Source organism: Pseudomonas sp. L7 (genome assembly GCF_046605565.1).
GTDB classification, from domain to species: domain Bacteria; phylum Pseudomonadota; class Gammaproteobacteria; order Pseudomonadales; family Pseudomonadaceae; genus Aquipseudomonas; species Aquipseudomonas wayambapalatensis.
In genome coordinates this window covers 113,221-135,817 of record NZ_CP176784.1, presented here as the reverse complement: position 1 = coordinate 135,817, position 22,597 = coordinate 113,221, and the positions used below count along the sequence as shown (strand labels likewise).

General features: G+C 64.3%; 22 protein-coding genes and 1 pseudogene. 11 read left to right on the top strand and 12 right to left on the bottom strand.

Annotated elements, in window-relative coordinates; genetic code table 11:
* Positions 1 to 47: 47 nt before the first annotated feature.
* Entirely contained in the window at positions 48 to 620 is a 573-nt protein-coding gene (gene xpt, locus ACK3BK_RS00670; RefSeq protein ID WP_028689919.1) for a xanthine phosphoribosyltransferase, read from the top strand.
* Between the two features lie 162 nt (positions 621 to 782).
* Here the strand turns inward: xpt and ACK3BK_RS00665 are convergent, their stop codons facing one another.
* The 5 genes from ACK3BK_RS00665 to dadA form a co-directional block, all read right to left on the bottom strand.
* Positions 783 to 2,651 (bottom strand): acetyl-CoA hydrolase/transferase C-terminal domain-containing protein, encoded by a 1,869-nt coding sequence (locus ACK3BK_RS00665; RefSeq protein WP_411383567.1) that lies wholly within the window; start codon positions 2,649 to 2,651, stop codon positions 783 to 785.
* A 166-nt stretch (positions 2,652 to 2,817) separates the two neighbouring features.
* Positions 2,818 to 3,240: a c-type cytochrome gene (locus tag ACK3BK_RS00660; RefSeq protein ID WP_186669897.1), complete on the bottom strand. Its 423-nt coding sequence runs from the start codon at positions 3,238 to 3,240 to the stop codon at positions 2,818 to 2,820.
* A gap of 135 nt (positions 3,241 to 3,375) precedes the next feature.
* Positions 3,376 to 3,924, bottom strand: a complete 549-nt coding sequence (locus ACK3BK_RS00655; RefSeq protein ID WP_186669898.1) for a cupin domain-containing protein — start codon at positions 3,922 to 3,924, stop codon at positions 3,376 to 3,378.
* Between the two features lie 109 nt (positions 3,925 to 4,033).
* Positions 4,034 to 5,107 (bottom strand): alanine racemase, encoded by a 1,074-nt coding sequence (alr, locus tag ACK3BK_RS00650; protein ID WP_186669899.1) that lies wholly within the window; start codon positions 5,105 to 5,107, stop codon positions 4,034 to 4,036.
* Between the two features lie 131 nt (positions 5,108 to 5,238).
* Positions 5,239 to 6,540 carry a D-amino acid dehydrogenase gene (gene dadA / locus ACK3BK_RS00645; protein ID WP_186669900.1) on the bottom strand — a complete coding sequence of 434 codons (1,302 nt, stop codon included), beginning with the start codon at positions 6,538 to 6,540 and terminating at the stop codon, positions 5,239 to 5,241.
* Between the two features lie 155 nt (positions 6,541 to 6,695).
* Between dadA and dadR the strand changes: the two genes are divergently transcribed.
* Entirely contained in the window at positions 6,696 to 7,184 is a 489-nt protein-coding gene (gene dadR, locus ACK3BK_RS00640) for a transcriptional regulator DadR (protein ID WP_003258963.1), read from the top strand.
* Between the two features lie 4 nt (positions 7,185 to 7,188).
* Here dadR and ACK3BK_RS00635 read toward each other — a convergent pair whose 3' ends face one another.
* Positions 7,189 to 7,539, bottom strand: a complete 351-nt coding sequence (locus ACK3BK_RS00635; protein ID WP_054894110.1) for a YkgJ family cysteine cluster protein — start codon at positions 7,537 to 7,539, stop codon at positions 7,189 to 7,191.
* Positions 7,540 to 7,667: 128 nt separating this feature from the next.
* On the opposite strand from ACK3BK_RS00635, the gene ACK3BK_RS00630 reads away from it, so the two are divergent.
* Entirely contained in the window at positions 7,668 to 8,960 is a 1,293-nt protein-coding gene (locus tag ACK3BK_RS00630) for an NAD(P)/FAD-dependent oxidoreductase (RefSeq protein WP_411383566.1), read from the top strand.
* Here the strand turns inward: ACK3BK_RS00630 and ACK3BK_RS00625 are convergent, their stop codons facing one another.
* Positions 8,961 to 9,191, bottom strand: a complete 231-nt coding sequence (locus ACK3BK_RS00625) for a DUF1127 domain-containing protein (RefSeq protein ID WP_186711306.1) — start codon at positions 9,189 to 9,191, stop codon at positions 8,961 to 8,963.
* Positions 9,192 to 9,368: 177 nt separating this feature from the next.
* Between ACK3BK_RS00625 and ACK3BK_RS00620 the strand changes: the two genes are divergently transcribed.
* Both ACK3BK_RS00620 and ACK3BK_RS00615 read left to right on the top strand, forming a co-directional pair.
* Complete coding sequence (locus ACK3BK_RS00620) at positions 9,369 to 10,799, top strand: PLP-dependent aminotransferase family protein (protein WP_186669903.1); 1,431 nt, start codon at positions 9,369 to 9,371, stop codon at positions 10,797 to 10,799.
* Between the two features lie 60 nt (positions 10,800 to 10,859).
* The gene (locus ACK3BK_RS00615; RefSeq protein ID WP_411383565.1) at positions 10,860 to 12,419 is read left to right on the top strand and encodes a phospholipase D family protein; all 1,560 of its coding nucleotides are present in this window, start codon (positions 10,860 to 10,862) and stop codon (positions 12,417 to 12,419) included.
* Positions 12,420 to 12,447: 28 nt separating this feature from the next.
* Here the strand turns inward: ACK3BK_RS00615 and ACK3BK_RS00610 are convergent, their stop codons facing one another.
* Both ACK3BK_RS00610 and ACK3BK_RS00605 read right to left on the bottom strand, forming a co-directional pair.
* Positions 12,448 to 13,587: an MFS transporter gene (locus ACK3BK_RS00610; protein ID WP_411383564.1), complete on the bottom strand. Its 1,140-nt coding sequence runs from the start codon at positions 13,585 to 13,587 to the stop codon at positions 12,448 to 12,450.
* Positions 13,588 to 13,714: 127 nt separating this feature from the next.
* Positions 13,715 to 15,208 (bottom strand): aldehyde dehydrogenase, encoded by a 1,494-nt coding sequence (locus tag ACK3BK_RS00605; RefSeq protein WP_054894116.1) that lies wholly within the window; start codon positions 15,206 to 15,208, stop codon positions 13,715 to 13,717.
* A 197-nt stretch (positions 15,209 to 15,405) separates the two neighbouring features.
* Between ACK3BK_RS00605 and ACK3BK_RS00600 the strand changes: the two genes are divergently transcribed.
* Positions 15,406 to 15,765, top strand: coding sequence for a cupin domain-containing protein (locus ACK3BK_RS00600; RefSeq protein WP_003253509.1), 360 nt, complete (start codon positions 15,406 to 15,408; stop codon positions 15,763 to 15,765).
* Between the two features lie 91 nt (positions 15,766 to 15,856).
* On the top strand, positions 15,857 to 16,057 hold the full coding sequence (locus ACK3BK_RS00595; RefSeq protein ID WP_186669911.1) for a hypothetical protein: 201 nt from the start codon (positions 15,857 to 15,859) through the stop codon (positions 16,055 to 16,057).
* An 88-nt stretch (positions 16,058 to 16,145) separates the two neighbouring features.
* Here ACK3BK_RS00595 and rpmG read toward each other — a convergent pair whose 3' ends face one another.
* Together rpmG and rpmB are read right to left on the bottom strand one after the other, a co-directional pair.
* Positions 16,146 to 16,301: a 50S ribosomal protein L33 gene (gene rpmG, locus ACK3BK_RS00590; RefSeq protein WP_003253507.1), complete on the bottom strand. Its 156-nt coding sequence runs from the start codon at positions 16,299 to 16,301 to the stop codon at positions 16,146 to 16,148.
* 11 nt (positions 16,302 to 16,312) lie between these two features.
* Complete coding sequence (rpmB, locus tag ACK3BK_RS00585; protein ID WP_054894119.1) at positions 16,313 to 16,549, bottom strand: 50S ribosomal protein L28; 237 nt, start codon at positions 16,547 to 16,549, stop codon at positions 16,313 to 16,315.
* A 368-nt stretch (positions 16,550 to 16,917) separates the two neighbouring features.
* Here rpmB and ACK3BK_RS00580 point away from each other — a divergent pair, with 368 nt between their 5' ends.
* A complete protein-coding gene (locus tag ACK3BK_RS00580) occupies positions 16,918 to 18,507 on the top strand; it encodes an ABC transporter substrate-binding protein (RefSeq protein ID WP_411383563.1) in 1,590 nt (529 codons plus the stop codon).
* A gap of 87 nt (positions 18,508 to 18,594) precedes the next feature.
* Here the strand turns inward: ACK3BK_RS00580 and radC are convergent, their stop codons facing one another.
* Complete coding sequence (radC, locus tag ACK3BK_RS00575; RefSeq protein WP_186669915.1) at positions 18,595 to 19,275, bottom strand: RadC family protein; 681 nt, start codon at positions 19,273 to 19,275, stop codon at positions 18,595 to 18,597.
* A 129-nt stretch (positions 19,276 to 19,404) separates the two neighbouring features.
* Between radC and coaBC the strand changes: the two genes are divergently transcribed.
* From coaBC to ACK3BK_RS00560, 3 genes and pseudogenes are all read left to right on the top strand, one after another.
* Positions 19,405 to 20,616 carry a bifunctional phosphopantothenoylcysteine decarboxylase/phosphopantothenate--cysteine ligase CoaBC gene (gene coaBC, locus ACK3BK_RS00570; RefSeq protein WP_186711310.1) on the top strand — a complete coding sequence of 404 codons (1,212 nt, stop codon included), beginning with the start codon at positions 19,405 to 19,407 and terminating at the stop codon, positions 20,614 to 20,616.
* Positions 20,617 to 20,621: 5 nt separating this feature from the next.
* Entirely contained in the window at positions 20,622 to 21,077 is a 456-nt protein-coding gene (gene dut / locus ACK3BK_RS00565; protein WP_063542034.1) for a dUTP diphosphatase, read from the top strand.
* A gap of 127 nt (positions 21,078 to 21,204) precedes the next feature.
* Positions 21,205 to 22,578, top strand: a pseudogene (locus ACK3BK_RS00560) (phosphomannomutase/phosphoglucomutase); the annotation flags it as partial.
* Positions 22,579 to 22,597 lie beyond the last annotated feature (19 nt).

The window sequence follows — 22,597 nt, the reverse complement described above, 5'->3', positions numbered from 1 at the left end:
CGCTACCTTCTGGATGCGGCCACTCTTGCTACATCGAGGAATACACAGTGGAAGCACTGCATCAGAAGATTCGCGAAGAAGGCATCGTGCTTTCCGATCAGGTTCTCAAAGTCGACGCGTTTCTCAACCACCAGATCGATCCTGCACTGATGCAACTGATCGGTGACGAGTTCGCCCGCCTGTTCGCAGACTCCGGCGTGACCAAGATCGTCACCATCGAGGCGTCGGGTATCGCTCCGGCAGTGATGACCGGCCTGAAGCTGGGCGTGCCGGTGATCTTCGCCCGCAAGCACCAGTCGCTGACCCTGACCGAGAACCTGCTGACCGCTTCGGTGTATTCCTTCACCAAGCAGACCGAGAACACCGTGGCCATCTCGCCGCGTCACCTCAACAGCAGCGACCGCGTGCTGGTGATCGATGACTTCCTGGCCAACGGCAAGGCTTCCCAGGCGCTGATCTCGATCATCAAGCAGGCCGGCGCCACGGTGGCGGGCCTTGGGATCGTCATCGAGAAGTCGTTCCAGGGCGGCCGCGCCGAGCTGGACAGCCAGGGCTATCGCGTCGAATCGCTGGCTCGGGTGAAGTCGCTGGAAGGTGGGGTCGTGACCTTCATCGAGTAAGGCAGCGCCACACTCACTCGATTGTGGCCATTCAATGACGGCCTCTTCGCGGGCAAGCCCGCTCCCACAGGTCAGCGCTGTACCTGTGGGAGCGGCGGTTCGCCGCTGCGACTTGCCCGCGAAGAGGTCGGCACTGACAGCCCCACGGGGCCTCGTTTGCTCCTAGCTTTTTTGACTCGCCTGCAACCCCGCCAGCAGCAACCGCTGGTAAAGCTCTTCCTTCAGTCCCTGCGGCTGATCCAGTTGCATCCGCGCAAGATGCCTCGCATAACCCTCTGGCCCCGGCGCATCCAGCGCAGCCTTGCCCAACTCCAGCACCTCGCTCAGCTTGAACTTGCTCTTGAGCCAGTTCAGCGCCCGCAGCAGGTCCTGCTCCTCAGGCGTGAAGTCGCTGCCCAATGGATACTCGGGGAACAACCCCGCATGCCGCGCCTTGATCGCCTCCAGGCGCTCGGGCGTGTTGTCGGTGAAACGTGCCGATAGCTCGAAGTCCCGCGCCAGCTTGCCGGCCTGCTTGGCCTGCTCCATCAAACGCTTCTGGAAACGTGAGTCGCTGATCGCCAGCAGCCGTGCGATCACCTCGCTGTCGGTCTGCCCACGCAGGTCGGCGATGCCGTATTCGGTGATCACGATGTCGCGCAGGTGCCGGGGAATGGTGCAATGGCCGTACTGCCAGAACACATTCGACGTCACCTCGCCACCCGCCTCGCGCCAGCTGCGCAGCAGCAGGATCGAACGCGCGCCCTCCAGCGCATGGCCCTGGGCGACGAAGTTGTACTGCCCGCCCACGCCACTGAGTACCCGGCCATCCTCCAGTTGATCGGCCACCCCGGCGCCGAGCAGGGTCATGCCGAACACCGTGTTGACGAAGCGCGCATCGCGGCGCTGGCGACGTTTGAGCGCTTCGTCGCCATACAGCTCGTTGATGAAGCTGATGGCGGTCATGGCGAAGCGCTTGCGCTGTTCAAGAGGCATCTGCCGCAAGCGCCGGTAGAAATCCGCGCTACCGAGGAAGAATCCGCCATGCACCAGCACGCCCTGCTCGTCGGCCGGACGCCGCACCACGCCTGCTTCGGCCAGCGCCAGCAGGCCGTTGACGAACATCTCGCTGCAGCCGTAGAGCCCCTGAGCAAAGGCATCCATACCACCCTCACGCTCGATCAGCGTTTTCCAGGGGTTCAGGTCCAGGTCTTCGAGCAGCGCGCGGTAGCTGTCGTTGTCGCCCTGACGCGCGAGCAACGCAGCAGCCACGGCATCGCCCATGGCGCCGATGCCGATCTGCAGGGTGCCACCATCGCGCACCAGGGTGCTGGCGTGCAGGCCGATGCAATGATCCTGGAGGGTGACCGGCATGTTCGGCGTGGAAAACAGCCGACGCTGCTCGGGAGTGTCGATCAGCAGGTCGAAATCCTGGGCCGCAAGCTCGGCATCGCCCGGCATGTAGGGCAGTTCGGCATGCACCTGGCCAAGCAGCAGGATGGTTTCGCCGGCGGCGCGGCGCTTGGCGATCATCGGCAGCAGGTCGAGGGTGATATCGGGGTTGCAGGCCAGGCTCAGGTGATCCGGACGCTCGGGCGTAGCGGCGACGATCTGGGCGATGAGGTTCAGGCCCTTGGCGTTGATATCGCGCGCAGCGTGGCTGTAGTTGCTACTGACGTAGTCCTGCTGGGCGGTCTCGCTGTGCAGCAGCGAACCGGGCTGCATGAAGAACTGCTCGACACGGATGTTGGCCGGGAGGGTGTCGTTGCGCAGGTCGGCGAGGTAGTCGAGCTCTTCGTAGTCGGCGAACACGCGCTCGACGAAGGGTTCGAGGAAACGCCGCTGCAGGCCGTCACCCAGCGGCGGTCGGCCCAGGCTGAGGGCGGTGTAGATCGTCAGGCGGCGCTCGGGCAGGTCTCGGATGCGCGCATAGAGGGCGTTGACGAAGGCATTGGGTTTGCCCAGGCCAAGGGGCAGGCCCATGTGGATATGGGCGGGGAGACGGGCCAGGACCTGGTCGACGGCCTGGTCGATCGAGCAGCGGTGGGGCATGGGGGGCTCCTGTGGCTTTTTCGGGGCGTACAGGCTGTGACCATTACCCTAGCTGATTTGCTGAGCGGGCCGGCGCTTTCGCGGGCAAGCCCGCTCCTACGGGCAGATTCCCCCGCAAATGCAAAGCCCGCCATCGATGGCGGGCTTTGCGCAAATCCGGTCCGGCCTACAGCCCCGACATTTTCTTGATCGCACCCTTGAGCTCGTCGTCCGAGCAATCCGCACAGGTCCCCTTGGGCGGCATGGCGTTGATGCCAGTAATGGCCTTGGCCAGGATGCCGTCGAGGCCGCCCTGGTGATCGGCGCGCTCTTTCCAGGCGGCCGTGTCGCCGATTTTCGGCGCGTTCAGCAGGCCCGTGCCATGGCAGGCATTGCAGTGCTTGGCGATGATTTCATCGGGCGTCTTGGCGCCACCGCCACCGGCCGATACGGCCACTTCCATGCCCTTGCACTCCTGGCCCTGAACGCACACCTGCCCCACCGGTTCCAGGCGCTTGGCGATGTCGTCATTGGTCGCAGCGGTTGCATTGAGTGCCCAGAGGGCGAATACGGCTGCTGGTACGGCCAGCATCTTCTTGATTTGGTTCACGCGTACACCCTCATGGTGGCTAATCACGCCCGCGGCCACGGTTGGCGAGCGTTGAAAAGTATAGCGGCTACCCGGAAGGCGTGAAACGACCCCACACAGGAAAGGGGTATTGGCGAAACAATACGCTGCGCTGGATCAAAAGTTCGAAGGCGTGGCAGCACTGATCAAGCGGGCAGGTTCTTCGAAAGGGTTGCGGAAGCGGTGCGGGCGGGTGCTCTCGAAGTAGTAGCTGTCGCCCGCTTCGAGGATGAAGGTCTCCGCCCCGACCACCAGTTCCAGGCGGCCTTCGAGCAGGATTCCGGTCTCTTCGCCATCGTGGGTGAGCATCTCCTCCCCCGTGTCGGCGCCCGGTGGATAGACCTCGTTGAGAAAGGCGATGGCACGGTTGGGGTGCGATTTGCCGACCAGCTTCATGGTCACCGCGCCGTCGGAAATGTCGATCAGCTCGTGGGCCTTGTAGACGATCTGGGTAGGGCTTTCAGGGGCCAGCTCGACGGAAAAGAACTCGACCATCGACATGGGAATGCCGCTGAGCACCTTGCGCAGGGAGCTGATCGACGGGCTCACGCTGTTCTTCTCGATCATCGAGATGGTGCTGTTGGTTACGCCCGCCCGTTTGGCGAGTTCGCGCTGGGACAGGCCCTTGAGCTTGCGGATGGCTTGCAGTCGTTCGCCGACGTCCAAAGCTTGCGCCTCCAGAAACGGTCGAGGTGGGGTCAAATGTGAACGATATCATGGCAATGCCGTTCAGTATTTACAACACGCAAGACCCCAGCCTGTCCGCTTCAGCGCCTCATTCGCCGTAATAATCCAGCGGTACGCGCCGCAGATTGCAGAAGATCTGGTAGGGAATGGTGCCCGCCTGCTGGGCCACGTCACTGGCCAGGACCTGCTTGCCCCACAGTTCGACCGGGCTGCCGACACCCGCCTCGGGCACTTCGGTGAGGTCAACGCAGAGCATGTCCATCGAGACCCGGCCAATCAGTTGAGTCCGCTTGCCGGCGACCAACACCGGGGTGCCAGTGGGCGCGTGACGTGGGTAGCCATCGGCGTAACCCATCGCGACCACGCCAACCCGGGTCGGGCGCGGGCTGGTGAACTTGGCACCGTAGCCGACCGGCTCACCGGTTGGCAGTTCGCGCACGCTGATGATGCGCGATTGCAGGGTCATCACCGGTTGCAGGCGCGCGGCTGCGGCCTGCGCGACCTCGAACGGCGTGGCGCCGTACAGCATGATGCCTGGGCGTACCCAGTCGCTCGGCACCTGCGGCCAGCCCAGCACGCCGGGGGAGTTGCGCAGGCTGCACTCGGCGGCCAGCCCCTGGCGGGCGGCCTCGAACACCGCGACCTGCTGCTCGGTGGTCGAGGCATCGAGTTCGTCGGCGCGGGCGAAGTGGCTCATCAGCACGATGCGCGCGACCTTGCCGCTGGCCAGCAGGCGCTGGTAGGCCTCGTGGTAGTCCTTGGGGTGCAGGCCGACGCGGTGCATGCCGCTGTCGAGCTTGAGCCAGATGTTCAGCGGCTTGCGCACGGCGGTCTGCTCGATCGCTTCGAGCTGCCACAGCGAGTGCACCACGCACCACAGATCGTGCTCGGCGATCAGCGCCAGCTCGCTGGCCTCGAAGAAGCCTTCGAGCAGCAGCACCGGAGCCTTGATCCCTGCGGCACGCAGCTCCAGGGCCTCTTCGATGCAGGCAACGGCGAAACCGTCAGCCTCGGTTTCCAGCGCCAGGGCGCAACGTACCGCACCGTGGCCATAGGCATCGGCCTTGACCACGGCAAGGGCCTTGGCACCGGACAGTTCACGGGCCAGACGGTAGTTGTGACGGAGGGCTTGGAGGTCGATCAGGGCACGGGCGGGGCGCATGGAGGGCAGCCTTCTGGTGGATCTGTTTATGACGGAGGAACGGTGCTGGCCTTTTCGCGGGCAAACCCGCTCCCACAAGTCCTCATCCTGCCGTGGGAGCGGGCTCGCTCGTGAGGAAGCCAGCGCTGAAATTACTGGTGAGCCGACACCGGGCTACCTTGGCCAGCACTCTCGCGGCTGTTGCCATAGCGCGAGATATCCAGCCCTTCGGCACTGATCTGCGGCTTCTTGCGCGCGATCAGGTCGGCCAGCAGGCGACCGGAACCGCAAGCCATGGTCCAGCCAAGGGTGCCGTGACCCGTATTCAGGAACAGGTTGCGGAACGCAGTACCGCCGACGATCGGGGTGCCATCCGGAGTGGCCGGGCGCAGGCCGGTCCAGAAACTGGCCTGGCTCAGGTCGCCGCCGCGAGGATAAAGGTCGTTGACGATCATCTCCAGCGTTTCGCGTCGACGCGGGTTCAGCGACAGGTCAAAACCGGCGATTTCAGCCATGCCACCGACACGGATACGGTTGTCGAAACGGGTGATGGCGACTTTGTAGGTTTCGTCGAGAATGGTCGAGGTCGGCGCCATGTCGGCATCGGTGATCGGCACGGTCAGCGAGTAGCCTTTGAGCGGATACACCGGTGCCTTGATGCCCAGCGGCTTGAGCAATTGCGGCGAATAGCTGCCCAGCGCCAGCACGTAGCGATCGGCGGTTTCCAGCTTGCCGTCGATCCACACGCCATTGATCCGGTCACCGGCATGGTCCAGGCGCTGGATGTTCTGGCCGAAACGGAACTCGACGCCCAACTTGATGGCCATATCGGCCAGCTTGGTGGTGAACAGCTGGCAGTCGCCGGTCTGGTCGTTGGGCAGGCGCAGGGCGCCGGCGAGAATATCCTTCACACCCGCCAGCGCAGGCTCGACGCGGGCGATGCCGTCGCGGTCGAGCAGCTCGTAGGGCACGCCGGACTGCTCGAGCACCGCGATATCCTTGGCTGCGGCATCGACCTGGGCCTGGGTGCGGAACAGCTGGGTGGTGCCCAGGGTGCGGCTTTCGTAGGCGATACCGGTTTCGGCACGCAGCTCGTCGAGGCAGTCGCGGCTGTACTCGGACAGGCGCACCATGCGCTCCTTGTTCACCGCATAGCGATTGGCGGTGCAGTTGCGCAGCATCTGCGCCATCCAAAGATACTGGTCGACGTCACCGGTCAGCTTGATGGCGAGCGGTGCGTGGCGCTCGAGCAGCCACTTGATGGCCTTGAGCGGCACGCCGGGCGCGGCCCAGGGCGAGGCATAGCCGGGCGAGATCTGGCCAGCGTTGGCAAAGCTGGTTTCCATGGCCACCGCCGGCTGGCGATCGACCACTGTCACTTCGAAACCTTGCCGGGCCAGGTAGTAGGCACTGGCGGTTCCGATCACACCGCTACCAAGTACCAGAACTCGCATTGTCTATCCCTCGCACGCGGTACACCGCAGTCTTTTGTTGAAATGGCATGGATGCGCGCAGTATAAGAATCTCCGCCCAGTGCATTTCACTATATAAAAACCTATATTTGGCGAGAATTCTCGGCAAAAACGCCTTTCACGGAGGGGCATCCCCTATGAGAACCCAACACCAGAGCAAACGTGAACTGGACAAGATCGACCGCAACATCCTGCGCATCCTGCAGAACGACGGGCGTATCTCCTTCACCGAACTGGGCGAGAAAGTCGGGTTGTCGACCACCCCCTGCACCGAGCGTGTCCGCCGCCTGGAACGTGAGGGCATCATCATGGGCTACAACGCCCGCCTCAATCCGCAACACCTCAAGGGTAGCCTGCTGGTGTTCGTCGAGATCAGCCTGGACTACAAGTCCGGCGATACCTTCGAAGAGTTCCGCCGCGCCGTCCTCAAGCTGCCCCATGTACTGGAGTGCCATCTGGTGTCGGGCGACTTCGACTACCTGGTGAAGGCGCGCATTTCCGAGATGGCCTCGTACCGCAAGCTGTTGGGCGACATCCTGCTCAAGCTGCCGCATGTGCGCGAATCGAAGAGCTACATCGTGATGGAAGAGGTCAAGGAGAGCCTCTGCCTGCCGATTCCGGACTGAACCGTCAGACCAGCACCTGGCGGGTACTGGCGATATAGCCATGGATCAGCCGCTCGGCCTCGGGCTCGATCGGCTGCTGCGGACCACGGCCACGGGGGCAGGCCATGCGCGGCGTGGTGCCGAACAGGCGGCAGATCAGCGGGCGCTCTTCATAGACAGTGCAGCCTTGCGGGCCGAGGTGCACGCAGTCCAGGCGCTCCAGCGCGGCATCCTGCTCGGCCTGGGTCTTGCGCGGCAGACGGGCCATCTCTTCGCTGGACGTGGTGACCGGGCCGCAGCAGTCGTGGCAGCCCGGCTCGCATTCGAAGGACGGGATGAGTTCGCGCAGGAACTGGATCTTGTGGTTGCAGGGCATGGGCGGTGTGTCATCGGGGTTTGTGAGGATTATAGGGCCATTCGTGGAACAAGCCTTCGCCCGGTTGCCCAACCGCGAAACCCCGGCTTATCCTCGCCCCCTTCGCACCGACTCCAGGGCCTCTCCAGATGATCCACAGCGCGCAGCACGCCGCCTCCTACTATGCCGCCAGCAGCGCGCCGCAACCGGATTACCCAAGCCTGGAAGGCGAGCACAGCGCTGACGTGTGCATCGTCGGCGGTGGATATTCGGGCTTGAATACCGCCATCGAACTGGCCGAGCGCGGCTTTTCGGTGATCCTGCTCGAAGCCCGCAAGATCGGCTGGGGCGCCAGCGGTCGCAATGGCGGGCAGTTGATCCGCGGCGTCGGCCACGATGTCGAGCAGTTCCTGCCGGTGCTTGGCGAGGATGGCGTACGCAGCCTCAAGTTGATGGGCCTGGAGGCCGTGGAGATCGCGCGTCAACGTATCGAGCGCCACGCCATCGCCTGCGACCTGACCTGGGGTTACTGCGACCTGGCATACAAGCCCGCCGAGCTGGACGGTTTCGCTGAAAACGCCGAAGAACTGCGCAGCCTGGGCTACCGCCACGAGGTCCGCGTGGTGCCGGCCTCCGAGATCCGCAGCGTGGTCGGCTCCGACAGCTTCGTCGGCGGCCTGGTCGACATGGGCTCGGGCCACCTGCACCCACTCAACCTGGCCCTGGGCGAAGCGGCCGCCGCCGAGCGCCTGGGCGTGAAGCTGCACGAGGGTTCGGCAGTAACCCGTATCGACTACGGCCCGCAAGTTCAGGTGCACACGGCGCGGGGCCGGGTGCGCGCCAGTACGCTGGTGCTGTGCACCAACGCCTACCACAACGACCTCAACCGCGAACTGGGCGGCAAGGTGCTGCCCGCCGGCAGCTACATCATCGCCACCGAACCCCTGGGCGAAGCACGTGCCCGCCAGTTGCTGCCACAGAACATGGCCGTGTGCGACCAGCGCGTGGCACTGGATTACTTCCGCCTGTCCGCCGATCACCGTCTGCTGTTCGGCGGCGCCTGCCACTACTCCGGGCGCGACCCGAAGGACATTGGCGCCTACATGAGCCCGAAGATGCTCAAGGTGTTCCCGCAGCTGGCCGGTGTGCGCATCGACTATCAGTGGGGCGGCATGATCGGCATCGGCGCCAATCGCCTGCCGCAGGTGGGGCGCCTGGCCAGCCAGCCCAACGTCTATTACGCCCAGGCCTACTCCGGCCATGGCCTGAACGCCACGCACCTGGCCGGACGCCTGCTGGGCGAGGCCATCAGCGGCCAGCAGGCGGGGCGCTTCGACCTGTTCGCCAAGGTGCCGCACGCGACCTTCCCTGGCGGCAAGCACCTGCGCTCGCCGCTGCTGGCGCTGGGGATGCTCTGGTACCGGTTGAAGGAACTGCTCTGATCACGCTCGCCAGAATGGCTTGCACCCTTCCTCCCGGGCCTGCTGGCGGCTGATGCCGATATCCAGCAGTTGCTGATCGCTCAACTCGCGCAGCGCCCTGCGCGAGCGCCAGCGATGCACCATCAGCCCCAGGCGCCCCAAGCCCACAGGGGCGCTGGAAACCTTGGGCCACTGCCCTGCGCGCAGTTCTTCCGCCAACAGTTGCAGCCGTACATCGCTCAAGCCGTTCATTGCCATGTCTCCTGATTACCTCGAAAGCTGGAGAAAGCATGCGCTCGGCAGCCATGTACGATACAGATTCAACCCAGCGTTATTATTTCCATACAGAATTGGCAAAGCGGCGGCTGAATGCAGTATTTTTGGCCAATCTGTATCGCTCACCTTGCCCCCTGTGTGCAGGAGTATGCCGTGACCCTCTACATGAACCTCGCCGAATTGCTCGGTGCCCGGATCGAACAAGGCCTGTATCGTCCTGGCGAACGCCTGCCCTCGGTGCGCTCATTGAGCCTTGAGCACGGCGTCAGCCTGAGCACCGTACAGCAGGCCTATCGTCAGCTGGAGGACAACGGCCTGGTGGCTCCGCGCCCCAAGTCCGGCTACTTCGTCACGGAAAATCGCAGCCTGCCGGCCCTGCCCGCCATCAGCCGCCCCGCCCAACGCCCTGTGGATATCTCCCAGTGGGAGCAGGTGCTCGAGCTGGTACGCGCCAGCCCCCACCCGGACGTGATCCAGCTCGGCCGCGGCATGCCCGACATCGAAAGCCCGACGCTCAAGCCCCTGCTGCGCAGCCTTGCCCAGCTCAGCCGACGCCTGGACATGCCAGGGCTGTACTACGACAACATCCACGGCAACGACGCCCTGCGCGAGCAGATCGCCCGCCTGACGCTCGACTCAGGCTGCAACCTCGGGCCGGGCGACCTGGTGGTGACCACCGGCTGTCATGAAGCACTGTCGACCAGCATTCGCGCAGTGTGCGAGCCGGGCGACATCGTCGCGGTGGATTCGCCCAGCTTCCACGGCGCCATGCAGACGCTCAAGGGCCTGGGCATGAAGGCGCTGGAGATCCCCACCGACCCGACCACCGGCATCAGCCTGGAGGCGTTGGAACTGGCGCTGGAGCAGTGGCCGATCAAGCTCATCCAGATCACCCCCAGCTGCAACAACCCGCTGGGCTACATCATGCCCGAGGCGCGCAAGAAGGCCCTGCTGACACTGGCCCAGCGCTACGACGTGGCGATCCTCGAAGACGATGTGTACGGCGACCTGGCCTACACCTACCCACGCCCACGCACCATCAAATCGTTCGACGAGGATGGCCGCGTGCTGCTTTGCAGCTCGTTCTCCAAGACCCTGGCGCCGGGCCTGCGGGTCGGCTGGGTGGCGCCCGGTCGCTACCTGGAGCGGGTGCTGCACATGAAGTACATCAGCACCGGCAGCACCGCCTGCCAGCCCCAACTGGCGATCGCCGACTTCATCGCCGAAGGCCACTACCAGCCGCACCTGCGCCGGGTCCGGGCGCAGTACCAGCGCGCCCGCGACCAGATGAGCGACTGGGTGACCCGCTACTTCCCGCCCGGCACCCGCGCCAGCCGGCCCCAGGGCGGCTTCATGCTGTGGGTGGAACTGCCCGAGAGCTTCGACACCCTGCGACTGAACCGTGCGCTGCTGGAACAGGGCGTACAGATTGCCGTGGGCAGCATTTTTTCGGCGTCGGGCAAGTACCGCCACTGCCTGCGCATGAACTTCGCCACCCGCGCCACCCCGGAAATCGAGGCGGCGGTACGCAAGGTGGGTGAAACTGCCTATCGCCTACTGGCGCAGGACAGCGGCGCCGGGTAACTTTGCAGCGCCTTCCACGGTCCAACCTTCCAGTGACCTGTCGTACAGGACGATTCGCCCTTGAGACTCCAGCGCGTTCTGCCTCTGCAGCTGGTGCTGCTGCTCGGCCTGAGCGGCTGCGCCAGCATCGATACACCTCGCGACGTGAGCCAGGCGCTGCCGGCCAGCGACTCGGCGTTCGGCCGCTCGGTCCAGCGCCAGGCTGCGCCCTATGAGGGGCGCTCCGGCTTTCGCCTGCTGCCCAACAGCAACGAAGCCTTCCGCGCCCGTGCCGAGCTGATCCGCAACGCCCAGACCAGCATCGACCTGCAGTATTACATCGTCCACGATGGCCTGAGCACCCGCGCCCTCGTGCACGAGCTGCTGCGCGCCGCCGACCGCGGCGTGCGGGTACGCATCCTGCTCGACGACACCACCAGCGATGGCCTGGACAGCCTGATCGGCACCCTTGCTGCCCACCCCCATATCCAGATCCGCGTGTTCAACCCGCTGCACCTGGGCCGCAGCACCGGCCTGACGCGTGCCATGGGGCGGCTGTTCAACCTGTCGCTGCAGCACCGGCGCATGCACAACAAGCTGTTCCTGGTCGACAACAGCATGGCCATCGTCGGCGGGCGCAACCTGGGCGACGAGTACTTCGACGCCGAGCCCAACCTGAACTTCACTGACATCGACCTGCTGGGTGTAGGGCCTGTGGCCGAGCAGCTCGGGCATAGCTTCGACCAGTACTGGAACAGCGCCCTGAGCCGGCCGATCGGCGACTTCCTGTGGAGCACGCCGGACGCCAGCGACCTGCGCGCCAGCCGCCAGCGCCTGGAAACCTGGCTGGCGCAGGCCAGGGTGCAGCGCAAGGCTTTGTACGACCGACTGATGGCCTATCAGAGCGAGCCACGCCTGGACATCTGGCGTAACGAGCTGATCTGGGCGCACAGCCAGGCGCTGTGGGATGCGCCGAGCAAGGTGCTGGCCCGCGGCGAGCCAGACCCGCAGTTGCTGATGACCCAGCAACTGGCGCCCGACCTGAAGAACGTACACCGCGAGCTGATCCTGGTCTCGGCCTACTTCGTGCCGGGCGAGCCGGGCCTGCTGTACCTCACCAGCCGCGCCGACGCCGGCACCTCGGTCAAGCTGCTGACCAACTCGCTCGAAGCCACCGATGTGCCGGCCGTGCACGGCGGCTATGCGCCCTACCGCCGCGCCCTGCTCGAGCATGGCGTGGAGCTGTTCGAGCTGCGTCGCCAGCCCGGAGACCCCAGCGCCGCGCGCGGCGTGCTCAGCTTCAAGGGTCAGTCCGATTCGAGCCTGCACAGCAAGGCGATGGTCTTCGACCGGCGCAAGACCTTCATTGGTTCTTTCAATTTCGACCCGCGTTCGGTGCTGTGGAACACCGAGGTCGGGGTAATGGTCGACAGCCCGGAGCTGGCCGAGTACACCCGCGCACTGGCTGAACAGGGCATGGCGCCTGCGTTGAGCTACCAACCGAAGCTGGTGGACGGGAAGATGGTCTGGGTGACCGAAGACAATGGCCAGATACATACCCTGACCGCTGAGCCGGGCGGGATATGGCGCCGGTTCAATGCCTGGGTGGCCAAGGCGGTGGGATTGGAGAAGATGCTGTAGTAGCGGGCCGTATAACGGCCCGCGCCCTTCAGGCAGACGCCGGCTCGAACGCGCCGGGACGCCGGGTCAGCAGCACCAGCCCTGCAGCCCCTGCAGCCATCAGGAACAGCAAGGCATGCCCACTGACCCACTGGCTCCCTGCCCCCGCCAGCAAAGGCCCGAGCAAACAACCGATACCCCACAATTGCGCCACGTGGGCGTTGGCACGCACCAATGCGTCATCGCGATAACGCTCGCCGATCAGGATCAGCGACAGGGTGAACAAGCCCCCCGCGCTCGCACCGAACAGTACCCACAGCGGCCACACCGCCGGGGTGTGCAGCAGCAGCGGAATCGCCAGACTCGAACCCAGCAGACTCACAGCACAGCCACTGAACAAGGCTTGCCGGGACATGCGATCGGCAAGGGCGCCGATCGGCAGTTGCAGTACGGCATCGCCGACCACGACGGTGCTGACCATGAACAACGCCACTTCGGCGGTGAAGCCCTGCTGCAATACATACACCGGCAAGAGCGTCAGGATCATCGCCTCGAATGCCGCGAACAACGCAATGGCCCAGGCGATTACCGGCAAGCGCCGGCAGAAGGCGAACAGGTCGCGGAAGGTCACGCTGCACGCCTCGGTCGACGGTGCACCACCGCGGCCAAGCAACAGCAAGGGCGCGAGCAACAGCAGGCCGGTCGCGGCCCAAAAACCGAAATCATCCTCCGTGCCGAGAAAGCCCAGCACCAGCGGCCCGGCCAGCTGGCTCAGGGCATAGCTGCTGCCATACAGCGCCACCAGCCGCCCCCGCCACTGCTCGACCACCAACTGGTTGATCCAGCTTTCGCCGAGGATGAACACCACCGTCAGCGACATGCCGATCAGCAGGCGCAGCGCCAGCCACAGCGCATAGCTGGGGAGCACCGCCACCAGCGCGATCGACAACGCCCCGCCCCACAGGCACAGGCGCATCGCCGAAGGCACGCCGACCCAGCCGGCCAGGCGACTGGCCAGGCTGGCGCCGAGCAGTACGCCGATTGCCGGCATCGCCGCCATCACGCCAATGGCGAACCCACCGTAGCCCCAGCCTTCCAGGCGCAGGGACACCAGCGGCATGCTCACGCCGAGCGCAAGCCCGACACTGAGCACCGACGCCAGCACGGCAAAGTAGGTTCCCCAACGCATTGCAGCCTCCCAGGCATATTTGTTCAGCCCCATTCGCGGGCAAGCCCGCTCCCACAGGTACGCCGCCGCTCTCAAGGACGGCGCTGGGCCTGTAGGAGCGGGCTTGCCCGCGAAGAAGACGACCGGATTACAGCTTGATCCAGGTCGCCTTCAGCTCGGTGTACTTCTCCAGTGCATGAAGCGACTTGTCACGGCCGTTGCCCGACTGCTTGAAGCCGCCGAACGGTGCGGTCATGTCGCCGCCATCGTACTGGTTGACCCACACACTGCCGGCACGCACGGCGCGGGCAGTCTTGTGCGCCTTGGAAATGTCGGCGGTCCAGATGCCGGCTGCCAGGCCATACGGGGTGTCGTTGGCGATGGCGATGGCTTCTTCGGCGGTGTCGAAGGCGATCACCGACAGCACCGGGCCGAAAATTTCTTCCTGGGCGATCTTCATGGCGTTGGTCACGCCGTCGAAGATGGTCGGCTCGACGTAGGTGCCGCCGGTCTCTTCGAGGATGCGCTTGCCGCCCGCGAGCAGCTTGGCGCCGTCCTGATGACCAGCGTCGATGTACGACAGCACGGTATTCATCTGCTGGGTATCGACCAGCGCACCGACGGTGGTAGCCGGATCCAGTGGGTTGCCGGGCTTCCAGGCCTTGAGGGCCTCGACCACCAGCGGCAGGAACTTGTCCTTGATCGAGCGCTCGACCAGCAGACGCGAGCCAGCGGTGCAGACCTCGCCCTGGTTGAAGGCGATGGCACTGGCAGCGGCTTCGGCAGCGGCCTGCAGGTCGGGGGCGTCGGCGAAGACGATGTTCGGGCTCTTGCCACCGGCTTCCAGCCAGATACGCTTCATGTTCGATTCGCCGGCGTACACCATCAGTTGCTTGGCGATCTTGGTCGAACCGGTGAACACCAGGGTATCGACATCCATGTGCAGGGCCAGGGCCTTGCCGACGGTGTGGCCGTAGCCAGGCAGCACGTTCAGCACGCCTGCCGGGATGCCGGCCTCGATGGCCAGTTGAGCGATGCGGATGGCGGTCAGCGGGGACTTCTCGGAAGGCTTGAGCACCACCGAGTTGCCGGTGGCCAGCGCCGGGCCGAGTTTCCAGCAGGCCATCAGCAGCGGGAAGTTCCAAGGGACGATGGCGCCCACGACGCCTACCGGCTCGCGGGTGACCAGGCCGAGCTGGTCATGCGGGGTCGGTGCGACCTCGTCGTAGACCTTGTCGATGGCTTCGGCGGTCCAGTGGATGGCCTGGGCAGCGCCCGGGATGTCGATGGTGGAGGAGTCGCCGATCGGCTTGCCCATGTCCAGGGTTTCCAGCAGCGCCAGTTCCTCGACATGCTTGCGCAGCAGGTCGGCGAAGCGGATCAGCTTGGCCTTGCGCTTGGCGGGAGCCAGTTGCGACCAGACGCCGGAGTCGAAGGTGGCGCGGGCGTTTTCCACGGCGCGGTTGGCGTCAGCCAGGTCGCAACTGGCAACCTTGGCCAGGAAGCGTCCGTCGACCGGGCTCAGGCACTCGAAAGTTTCGCCGGAGGCGGCGTCGGTGTATTCGCCGTTGATGAAGGCACGGCCTTCGATCTTCAGTTGCTGGGCACGCTGTTCCCAATCCGCACGAGTCAGGGTGGTCATACGAAACTCCTCCTCTTGTTAAGGTGCAGCCCCGTATTGAGGACTCACGGGCACTGTCAGAAATTCTGGCCGGGCGACAAGCGCACACGGGCATCCGACACCCTAAACCAGGCCGGTTAAACTATCAATATATTTGACACGAATGGCTTAAAAGCCTACTGATGTGCATTTTATTAAACAACAACGGGGTATCCAGCATGAGCATCGACAGCATCATCGACTTCGCCCAGGTCCTCACCGAAGCCGAGCGCTACCGCCCGGCGGCCGAGAAGATCCTCAAGGGCGAGCCGGACCAGGCGGTTTACAACCACTATTCGAGCCCCTGCGGGCAGTTTGCCGCAGGCGTCTGGGAGGGTGAGGTCGGCCAGTGGACGGTGAACTACACCGAGCACGAGTATTGCGAGATCGTCCAGGGCGTATCGGTGCTGCGCGACCAGGACGGCGGCGCCAAGACCTTGCGGGCCGGTGACCGTTTCGTCATCCCGGCCGGCTTCAAGGGCACCTGGGAGGTGCTGGAGCCGTGCCGCAAGATCTATGTGATGTTCGAGCAGAAGTGACAGGGCTTGCGAGGATTAAGTACCGCATCCGTCGAACGAGGATTGCAACGATGGCAGCGTCCACTTCCGGACAGTCGACAAGGAACAGCATATGACTACCGACATCCTCGCCCCTGCACGCCACGTCATCGGTTCGCGCTACGTTGAAAGCGTGAACGCCTATGTTCTCGAGCTGACGGGCCTGGCAACCGTCCGGGTCGTTACCGGTGCAGACCTGCGGGACTTCAAGCACGACCAGGTCAGGATCGATGTAGACGAAGAAGGCTTCATAACCGGCCTGCGCAACTGCTGAAACCTGCGGCGCGCGCACTAGCCTGAACAGACAGCAATAAAAAAACCCGCTTCCTTTCGGTTGCGGGTTTTTTTGGTTGCCGGATCAATTACTTGATCTTGGCTTCCTTGTACACCACGTGCTTGCGAACGACCGGATCGTACTTCTTGATCTCGATCTTGTCCGGAGTGGTGCGCTTGTTCTTGTCAGTGGTGTAGAAGTGGCCGGTACCGGCACTCGAAACCAGACGGATCAATTCACGCATGATGTTCTCCCTTAAACCTTGGCGCCAGCTTTACGGATGTCGACCAGAACGGCATCGATGCCGCGCTTGTCGATGATACGCATGCCTTTGGCGGAAACGCGCAGACGCACGAAACGATTCTCGGATTCAACCCAGAAACGGTGGTGCTGCAGGTTCGGCAGGAAACGACGACGGGTTTTGTTGTTTGCGTGGGAAATGTTGTTCCCGGTTACCGGACCCTTACCGGTAACTTGACAGACTCTCGACATGCCTCAGCCCTCTAAAACCACATGCCCAACCCGGCATGGGTTGGCCGCTTAATCTCTCAGTCTATGGCGCCAAGGCGCCGTGTTTCCGGGGGTCTTATCGAACCGGCTCAAATGAGCGACAGACCGAGCCCCTAGAAAAGAGCGCTGCTTTATACCAGAAAGGGTCGGCCACAACAACAGAAGATGCACATTCCGATCGGGCCGATCGCGCCCGGCCAGCATAGCGACAAGGCCCGCGCACTGTCGACCGCTCGTCGCCGCACGGCATAAAAATCAGGTGGCCATTTCCCGACTGGCGCACTAGGGTAGGACGTTTCCTATTCCAGACTGCACTGGCAGATGGGCCCCTGACCAGCCGAGGATCCACCATGCGCGTCGCCGCCCTTTCCGTTCTATTCACTTCCCTGCTCGCCGCAGGTCTTGCCCAGGCAGCGCCGCTGTCGGTGTGCACCGAGGCCAGCCCGGAAGGTTTCGACGTGGTTCAGTACAACTCGCTGACCACCACCAACGCCTCGGCCGACGTGCTGATGAACCGCCTGGTCGAGTTCGACGCCGCCCAGGGCAAGGTGGTGCCGAGCCTTGCCCAAAGCTGGACGGTCTCCAAAGACGGCCTGGTCTATGACTTCACGCTGCGCAATGGCGTGAAGTTCCACAGCACCGACTACTTCAAGCCGACCCGCGAGCTGAATGCCGACGACGTGCTGTTCAGCTTCCAGCGCATGCTCTACCCCGCCCATGCCTGGCACAAGACCGCACTTGGTGGTTATCCGCACGCCCAGTCGCTGCAGCTGGGCAGCCTGATCAAGTCGATCGAGGCGCCCGACCCGCAGAGCGTGCGCTTTACCCTCACCCACCCGGACGCGACCTTCCTGGCCACCCTGAGCATGGGTTTCGCCTCGATCTACTCGGCCGAGTACGCCGACAAGCTGATGAAGGACGGCACGCCCGAAAAACTCAACAGCCAGCCCATCGGCACCGGCCCGTTCGTGTTCCAGCGCTTCCAGAAGGACGCCCTGGTGCGCTACCGCGCCAACCCTGACTACTTCGACGGCAAGCCTGCGGTCGACCCGCTGGTGTTCGCCATCACCACCGACCCGAACGTGCGCCTGCAGAAGCTCAAGCGCAACGAATGCCAGGTGGCCCTGTCGCCCAAGCCGCTGGACATCGCCGAAGCTGCCCAGAACGACAAACTCAAGGTCGCCTCCACCCCGGCCTTCATGACCGCCTTCGTCGCCATCAACAGCGAGCACCCGCCGCTGGACAAACCCGAAGTGCGCCAGGCGATCAACCTGGCCTTCGACAAACCGGCCTACCTCAAGGCGGTGTTCGAAGGCACCGCCACCGCCGCCAACGGCCCCTACCCGCCCACCACCTGGAGTTACGCCAAGGACCTGCCCGGCTACGCGCTGGACCTGAAGAAAGCCAAGGCGTTGCTGACCAAGGCCGGCCTTGCCGACGGCTTCAGCACCACGATCTGGACCCGTCCGTCGGGCAGCCTGCTCAACCCCAACCCGAGCCTCGGCGCCCAGATGCTCCAGGCCGACCTGGCGAAAGTCGGCATCAAGGCCGAGATCCGCGTGATCGAATGGGGCGAGTTGATCCGCCGCGCCAAGGCCGGCGAGCACGACCTGCTGTTCATGGGCTGGGCGGGTGACAACGGCGACCCGGACAACTTCCTCAGCCCGCAATTCTCGTGCGCGGCGGTCAAGTCGGGGACCAACTTCGCGCGGTTCTGCGACAGCCGTCTCGACCAGTTGATCAATGCCGGGCGTACCACCAACGACCAGAGCGTGCGCAGCAGGCTGTACCAGCAGGCACAGACGCTGATCCAGCAGCAGGCGCTGTGGCTGCCGCTGGCCCATCCGAAAGCCTCGACCTTGCTCAGCAATCGCGTGAAGGGGTATCAGGTGAGCCCGTTCGGGCGGGTGGACTTCAGCAAGGTATCGGTGGAGCGCTGACTGACGTCCGGTGTCGGCCTTTTCGCGGGCAAGCCCGCTCCTACAGGGGTTGGGCTGGCCTTTGGATTTTGAGCAAGACAGTTGCTCCTATGCTCCGATCCATCCCTGCTCGACCATCGACAACGGCTCGCCATCGCCGACGATCACATGATCGAGCACGCGCACATCGATCAGCGCCAGTGCTTGCTTCAAGGTGCGGGTCAAATGCACGTCATCCTGGCTGGGCTCGCTGTTGCCCGACGGGTGGTTGTGGCACAGGATAAGCGCCGCCGCGTTGTGCGCCAGGGCTCGACGCACGACCTCGCGAGGATAGACGACCGCTCGATTGATCGTGCCTCTGAACAGGATCTCGAACGCCAGCGGCCTGTGCTTGTTGTCCAGAAACAGACACCCGAACACCTCGCTGCTCTCATGCCGCAGCATGGACTTCAGGTAGCGCCGCACTACCGTCGGACTGTCCATGGCCGATTCTCGCTCGATGGTGGTCGCCAGGTGCCGGCGCCCTATCTCCAACACCGCCTGTAACTGGCTGTACCTGACCGGCCCCAGCCCAAGTTCGCCCAGGAAAGCTTCCCGGTCGGCCTCAAGCAACTGACGCAGGCTGCCGAACTTCGCCAGCAACCCCCGCGCCAGCTCCACGACATTGCGACCACGCACGCCAGACCCTAGAAACACGGCCAGCAGTTCCGCATCCGACAGACTGCTCGCCCCACGCGCCAGCAACTTCTCCCTCGGCCGCTCGTCCAGCGGCCATTCCCTGATGTTCATACCCCTCCTTGCGTTGTACTGCGGCGCCTTCAAGCCCTGTGTTAATCTATTTCGCCTCGTTAAATGCGACGTTCTGCCGCAGGCAATTTCAAACGTCGCCGCCCGCTTTCACTGGAAAAAGGCAAGCCTATGCAGCGGCTGTATCGCAAGCGCATCGTTCTCGGCGTGGGTGGCGGCATTGCCGCCTACAAGAGCGCCGAGCTGATTCGCCGACTCCTGGAACACGGCGCGCAGGTGCGTGTCGTCATGACCCGCGGGGGGGCCGAGTTCATCACTCCGCTGACCCTGCAGGCGCTCTCCGGCCACCCGGTGCACATGGACCTGCTCGACCCCGCCGCCGAGGCTGCGATGGGTCATATCGAACTGGCCAAGTGGGCCGACCTGGTGCTGATCGCCCCGGCCACCGCCGACCTCATGGCGCGCATGGCCCAGGGCATGGCCGATGACCTGCTGACCACGCTGGTACTGGCCACCGACGCCACCGTCGCCGTCGCCCCGGCCATGAACCAGGCCATGTGGCGCGACCCGGCCACCCAGGACAACCTAGAGCTGCTCAAGCGCCGTGGCATCCAGGTGTTCGGCCCCGCCTCCGGCAGCCAGGCCTGCGGCGACGTCGGCCTGGGCCGCATGCTCGAAGCCACCGACCTTGCCTGGTGCGCCGCCGAGAGCTTCAAGCGCCAGGCCCTGACCGGCAAGCACGTGCTGATCACCGCCGGCCCCACCCAAGAGAACATCGATCCGGTGCGCTACATCACCAATCATAGTTCCGGGAAGATGGGCTTTGCCCTGGCCGAAGCGGCCGCCGAGGCCGGGGCCCGGGTGACCCTCGTCACTGGCCCTGTGCACCTGGCAACGCCTGACCGGGTCAACCGCATCGACGTGGTGAGCGCGCGGGACATGCTCGCGGCCTGTGAAGCCGCCATGCCGTGCGACCTGTTCATCGCCTCGGCAGCAGTCGCGGACTACCGCCCCGAGGTGGTCGCCCCGCAAAAGCTCAAGAAAGACCCTACGACTGGCGACGGCATGCTGCTGCAGATGGTGCGCAATCCGGATATCCTTGCCACCCTCGCTGGCCGCGCCGACCGCCCGTTCAGCGTCGGTTTCGCTGCCGAGACCGAGCACCTGCTCGATTACGCCACGCGCAAGCTCAAGGACAAGAACCTCGACCTGATCGTCGCCAATGATGTGGCCAACCCCAGCATCGGCTTCAACAGCGAGGAAAACGCCCTGACCGTGATCGACCGCCAGCAGCACCAGACCCTCTTCGCGCAGACCAGCAAGGGCAAGATCGCCCGGCAACTGGTCGCCTTCATCGCCGAACGGCTCAATCAGGTTCAATAAGTTCCATGCACGCTCTTCAAGCCAAGATCCTCGACCCACGCCTGGGTACCGAATTCCCCCTGCCGCAATACGCCACCCCCGGCTCCGCCGGCCTGGACCTGCGCGCCCTGCTCAAGGAGGACACCGTCCTCGAGCCGGGCCAGACCCTGCTGATCCCCACTGGCCTGTCGATCTACATCGGCGATCCGGGGCTGGCGGCGATGATCCTGCCGCGCTCGGGCCTTGGCCATAAGCACGGTGTAGTGCTGGGCAACCTGGTCGGCCTGATCGACTCGGACTACCAGGGCGAGCTGATGGTCTCGTGCTGGAACCGCGGCAACACCCCGTTCACCATCAGCATCGGCGAACGCATCGCCCAGTTGATCCTGGTACCGGTGGTGCAGGCGCATTTCGACATCGTCGAAGCCTTCGACGAAACCCAGCGTGGCAGCGGTGGTTTCGGCCACTCCGGCACCCGCTGAGCCGACCGTCGGGGCCATGGACGGCGAACTCTCGGGGCTATCTACCGTCCAAGCGTTCAGTTTGCGCTTACCCAGAAGCCTTTGACCCTTGGAGTCCCCAGAGATGAACGACATGGCCCAACTGGTACCCGCATTGCCGGACAGCATCTTCCGTGCCTATGACATCCGCGGCATCGTCGGCAAGACACTGCACGCCGAAACCGCCTACTGGATCGGCCGCGCCATCGGTGCCCAGACCCGAGCCCAGGGCGAGCCGAAAATCTCCGTGGGCCGTGACGGCCGCCTGTCCGGCCCGATGCTGGTCGAGCAACTGATCCAGGGCCTGGTCGATGCCGGTTGCCAGGTCAGCGACGTCGGCCTGGTGCCCACCCCCGCGCTGTACTACGCCGCCAACGTGCTGGCCGGTACTTCAGGCGTGATGCTCACCGGCAGCCACAACCCGTCGGACTACAACGGCTTCAAGATCGTCATCGCTGGCGATACGCTGGCCAATGAACAGATCCAGGCCCTGTTGACCCGCCTCAAGACCAACGACGTACCGCGCGGCGAAGGCCGTGTGGAAAAGGTCGAGATCCTCGAGCGCTACTTCCAGCAGATCGTCGGTGACGTGAAACTGGCCAAGCGCCTGAAGGTGGTGGTCGACTGCGGCAACGGCGCCGCTGGCGTGATCGCCCCGCAACTGATCGAAGCGCTGAACTGCGAGGTGATCCCGCTGTTCTGCGAGGTCGACGGCAACTTCCCCAACCACCACCCGGACCCGGGCAAGCCCGAGAACCTCGAAGACCTGATCGCCAAGGTCAGGGAGACCGGCGCCGACCTCGGCCTGGCCTTCGACGGCGACGGTGACCGCGTTGGCGTGGTGACCAACACCGGCAGCATCGTCTACCCCGACCGCCTGCTGATGCTCTTCGCCCAGGACGTGCTGTCGCGCAACCCCGGCGCCGAGATCATCTTCGACGTCAAATGCACCCGTCGCCTGACGCCGCTGATCGAACAGCACGGCGGCCGCGCCCTGATGTGGAAGACCGGTCATTCGTTGATCAAGAAGAAGATGAAACTGACCGGCTCGCTGCTGGCCGGCGAGATGAGCGGACACATCTTCATCAAGGAACGCTGGTACGGTTTCGACGATGGCATCTACAGTGCCGCGCGCCTGCTGGAAATCCTCAGCAAGGCCGACCAGGATGCCGAAAACCTGTTCGCCGCGTTCCCGAACGATATTTCCACGCCGGAAATCAACATCGATGTGACCGACGAGAGTAAATTCAGCATCATTGATGCACTGCAACGCGACGCCGACTGGGGCGAAGCCAACCTGACCACCATCGATGGTGTGCGGGTCGACTACCCACACGGCTGGGGCCTGGTCCGCGCCTCCAACACCACACCGGTGCTGGTGCTGCGCTTCGAGGCCGACAGCGAGGCAGAACTCGACCGTATCAAGGCTGTATTCCGCACGCAGTTGCTGCGGGCCGAACCTGGCCTGCAACTGCCGTTCTGACCGACTATCTGTTCCTCAC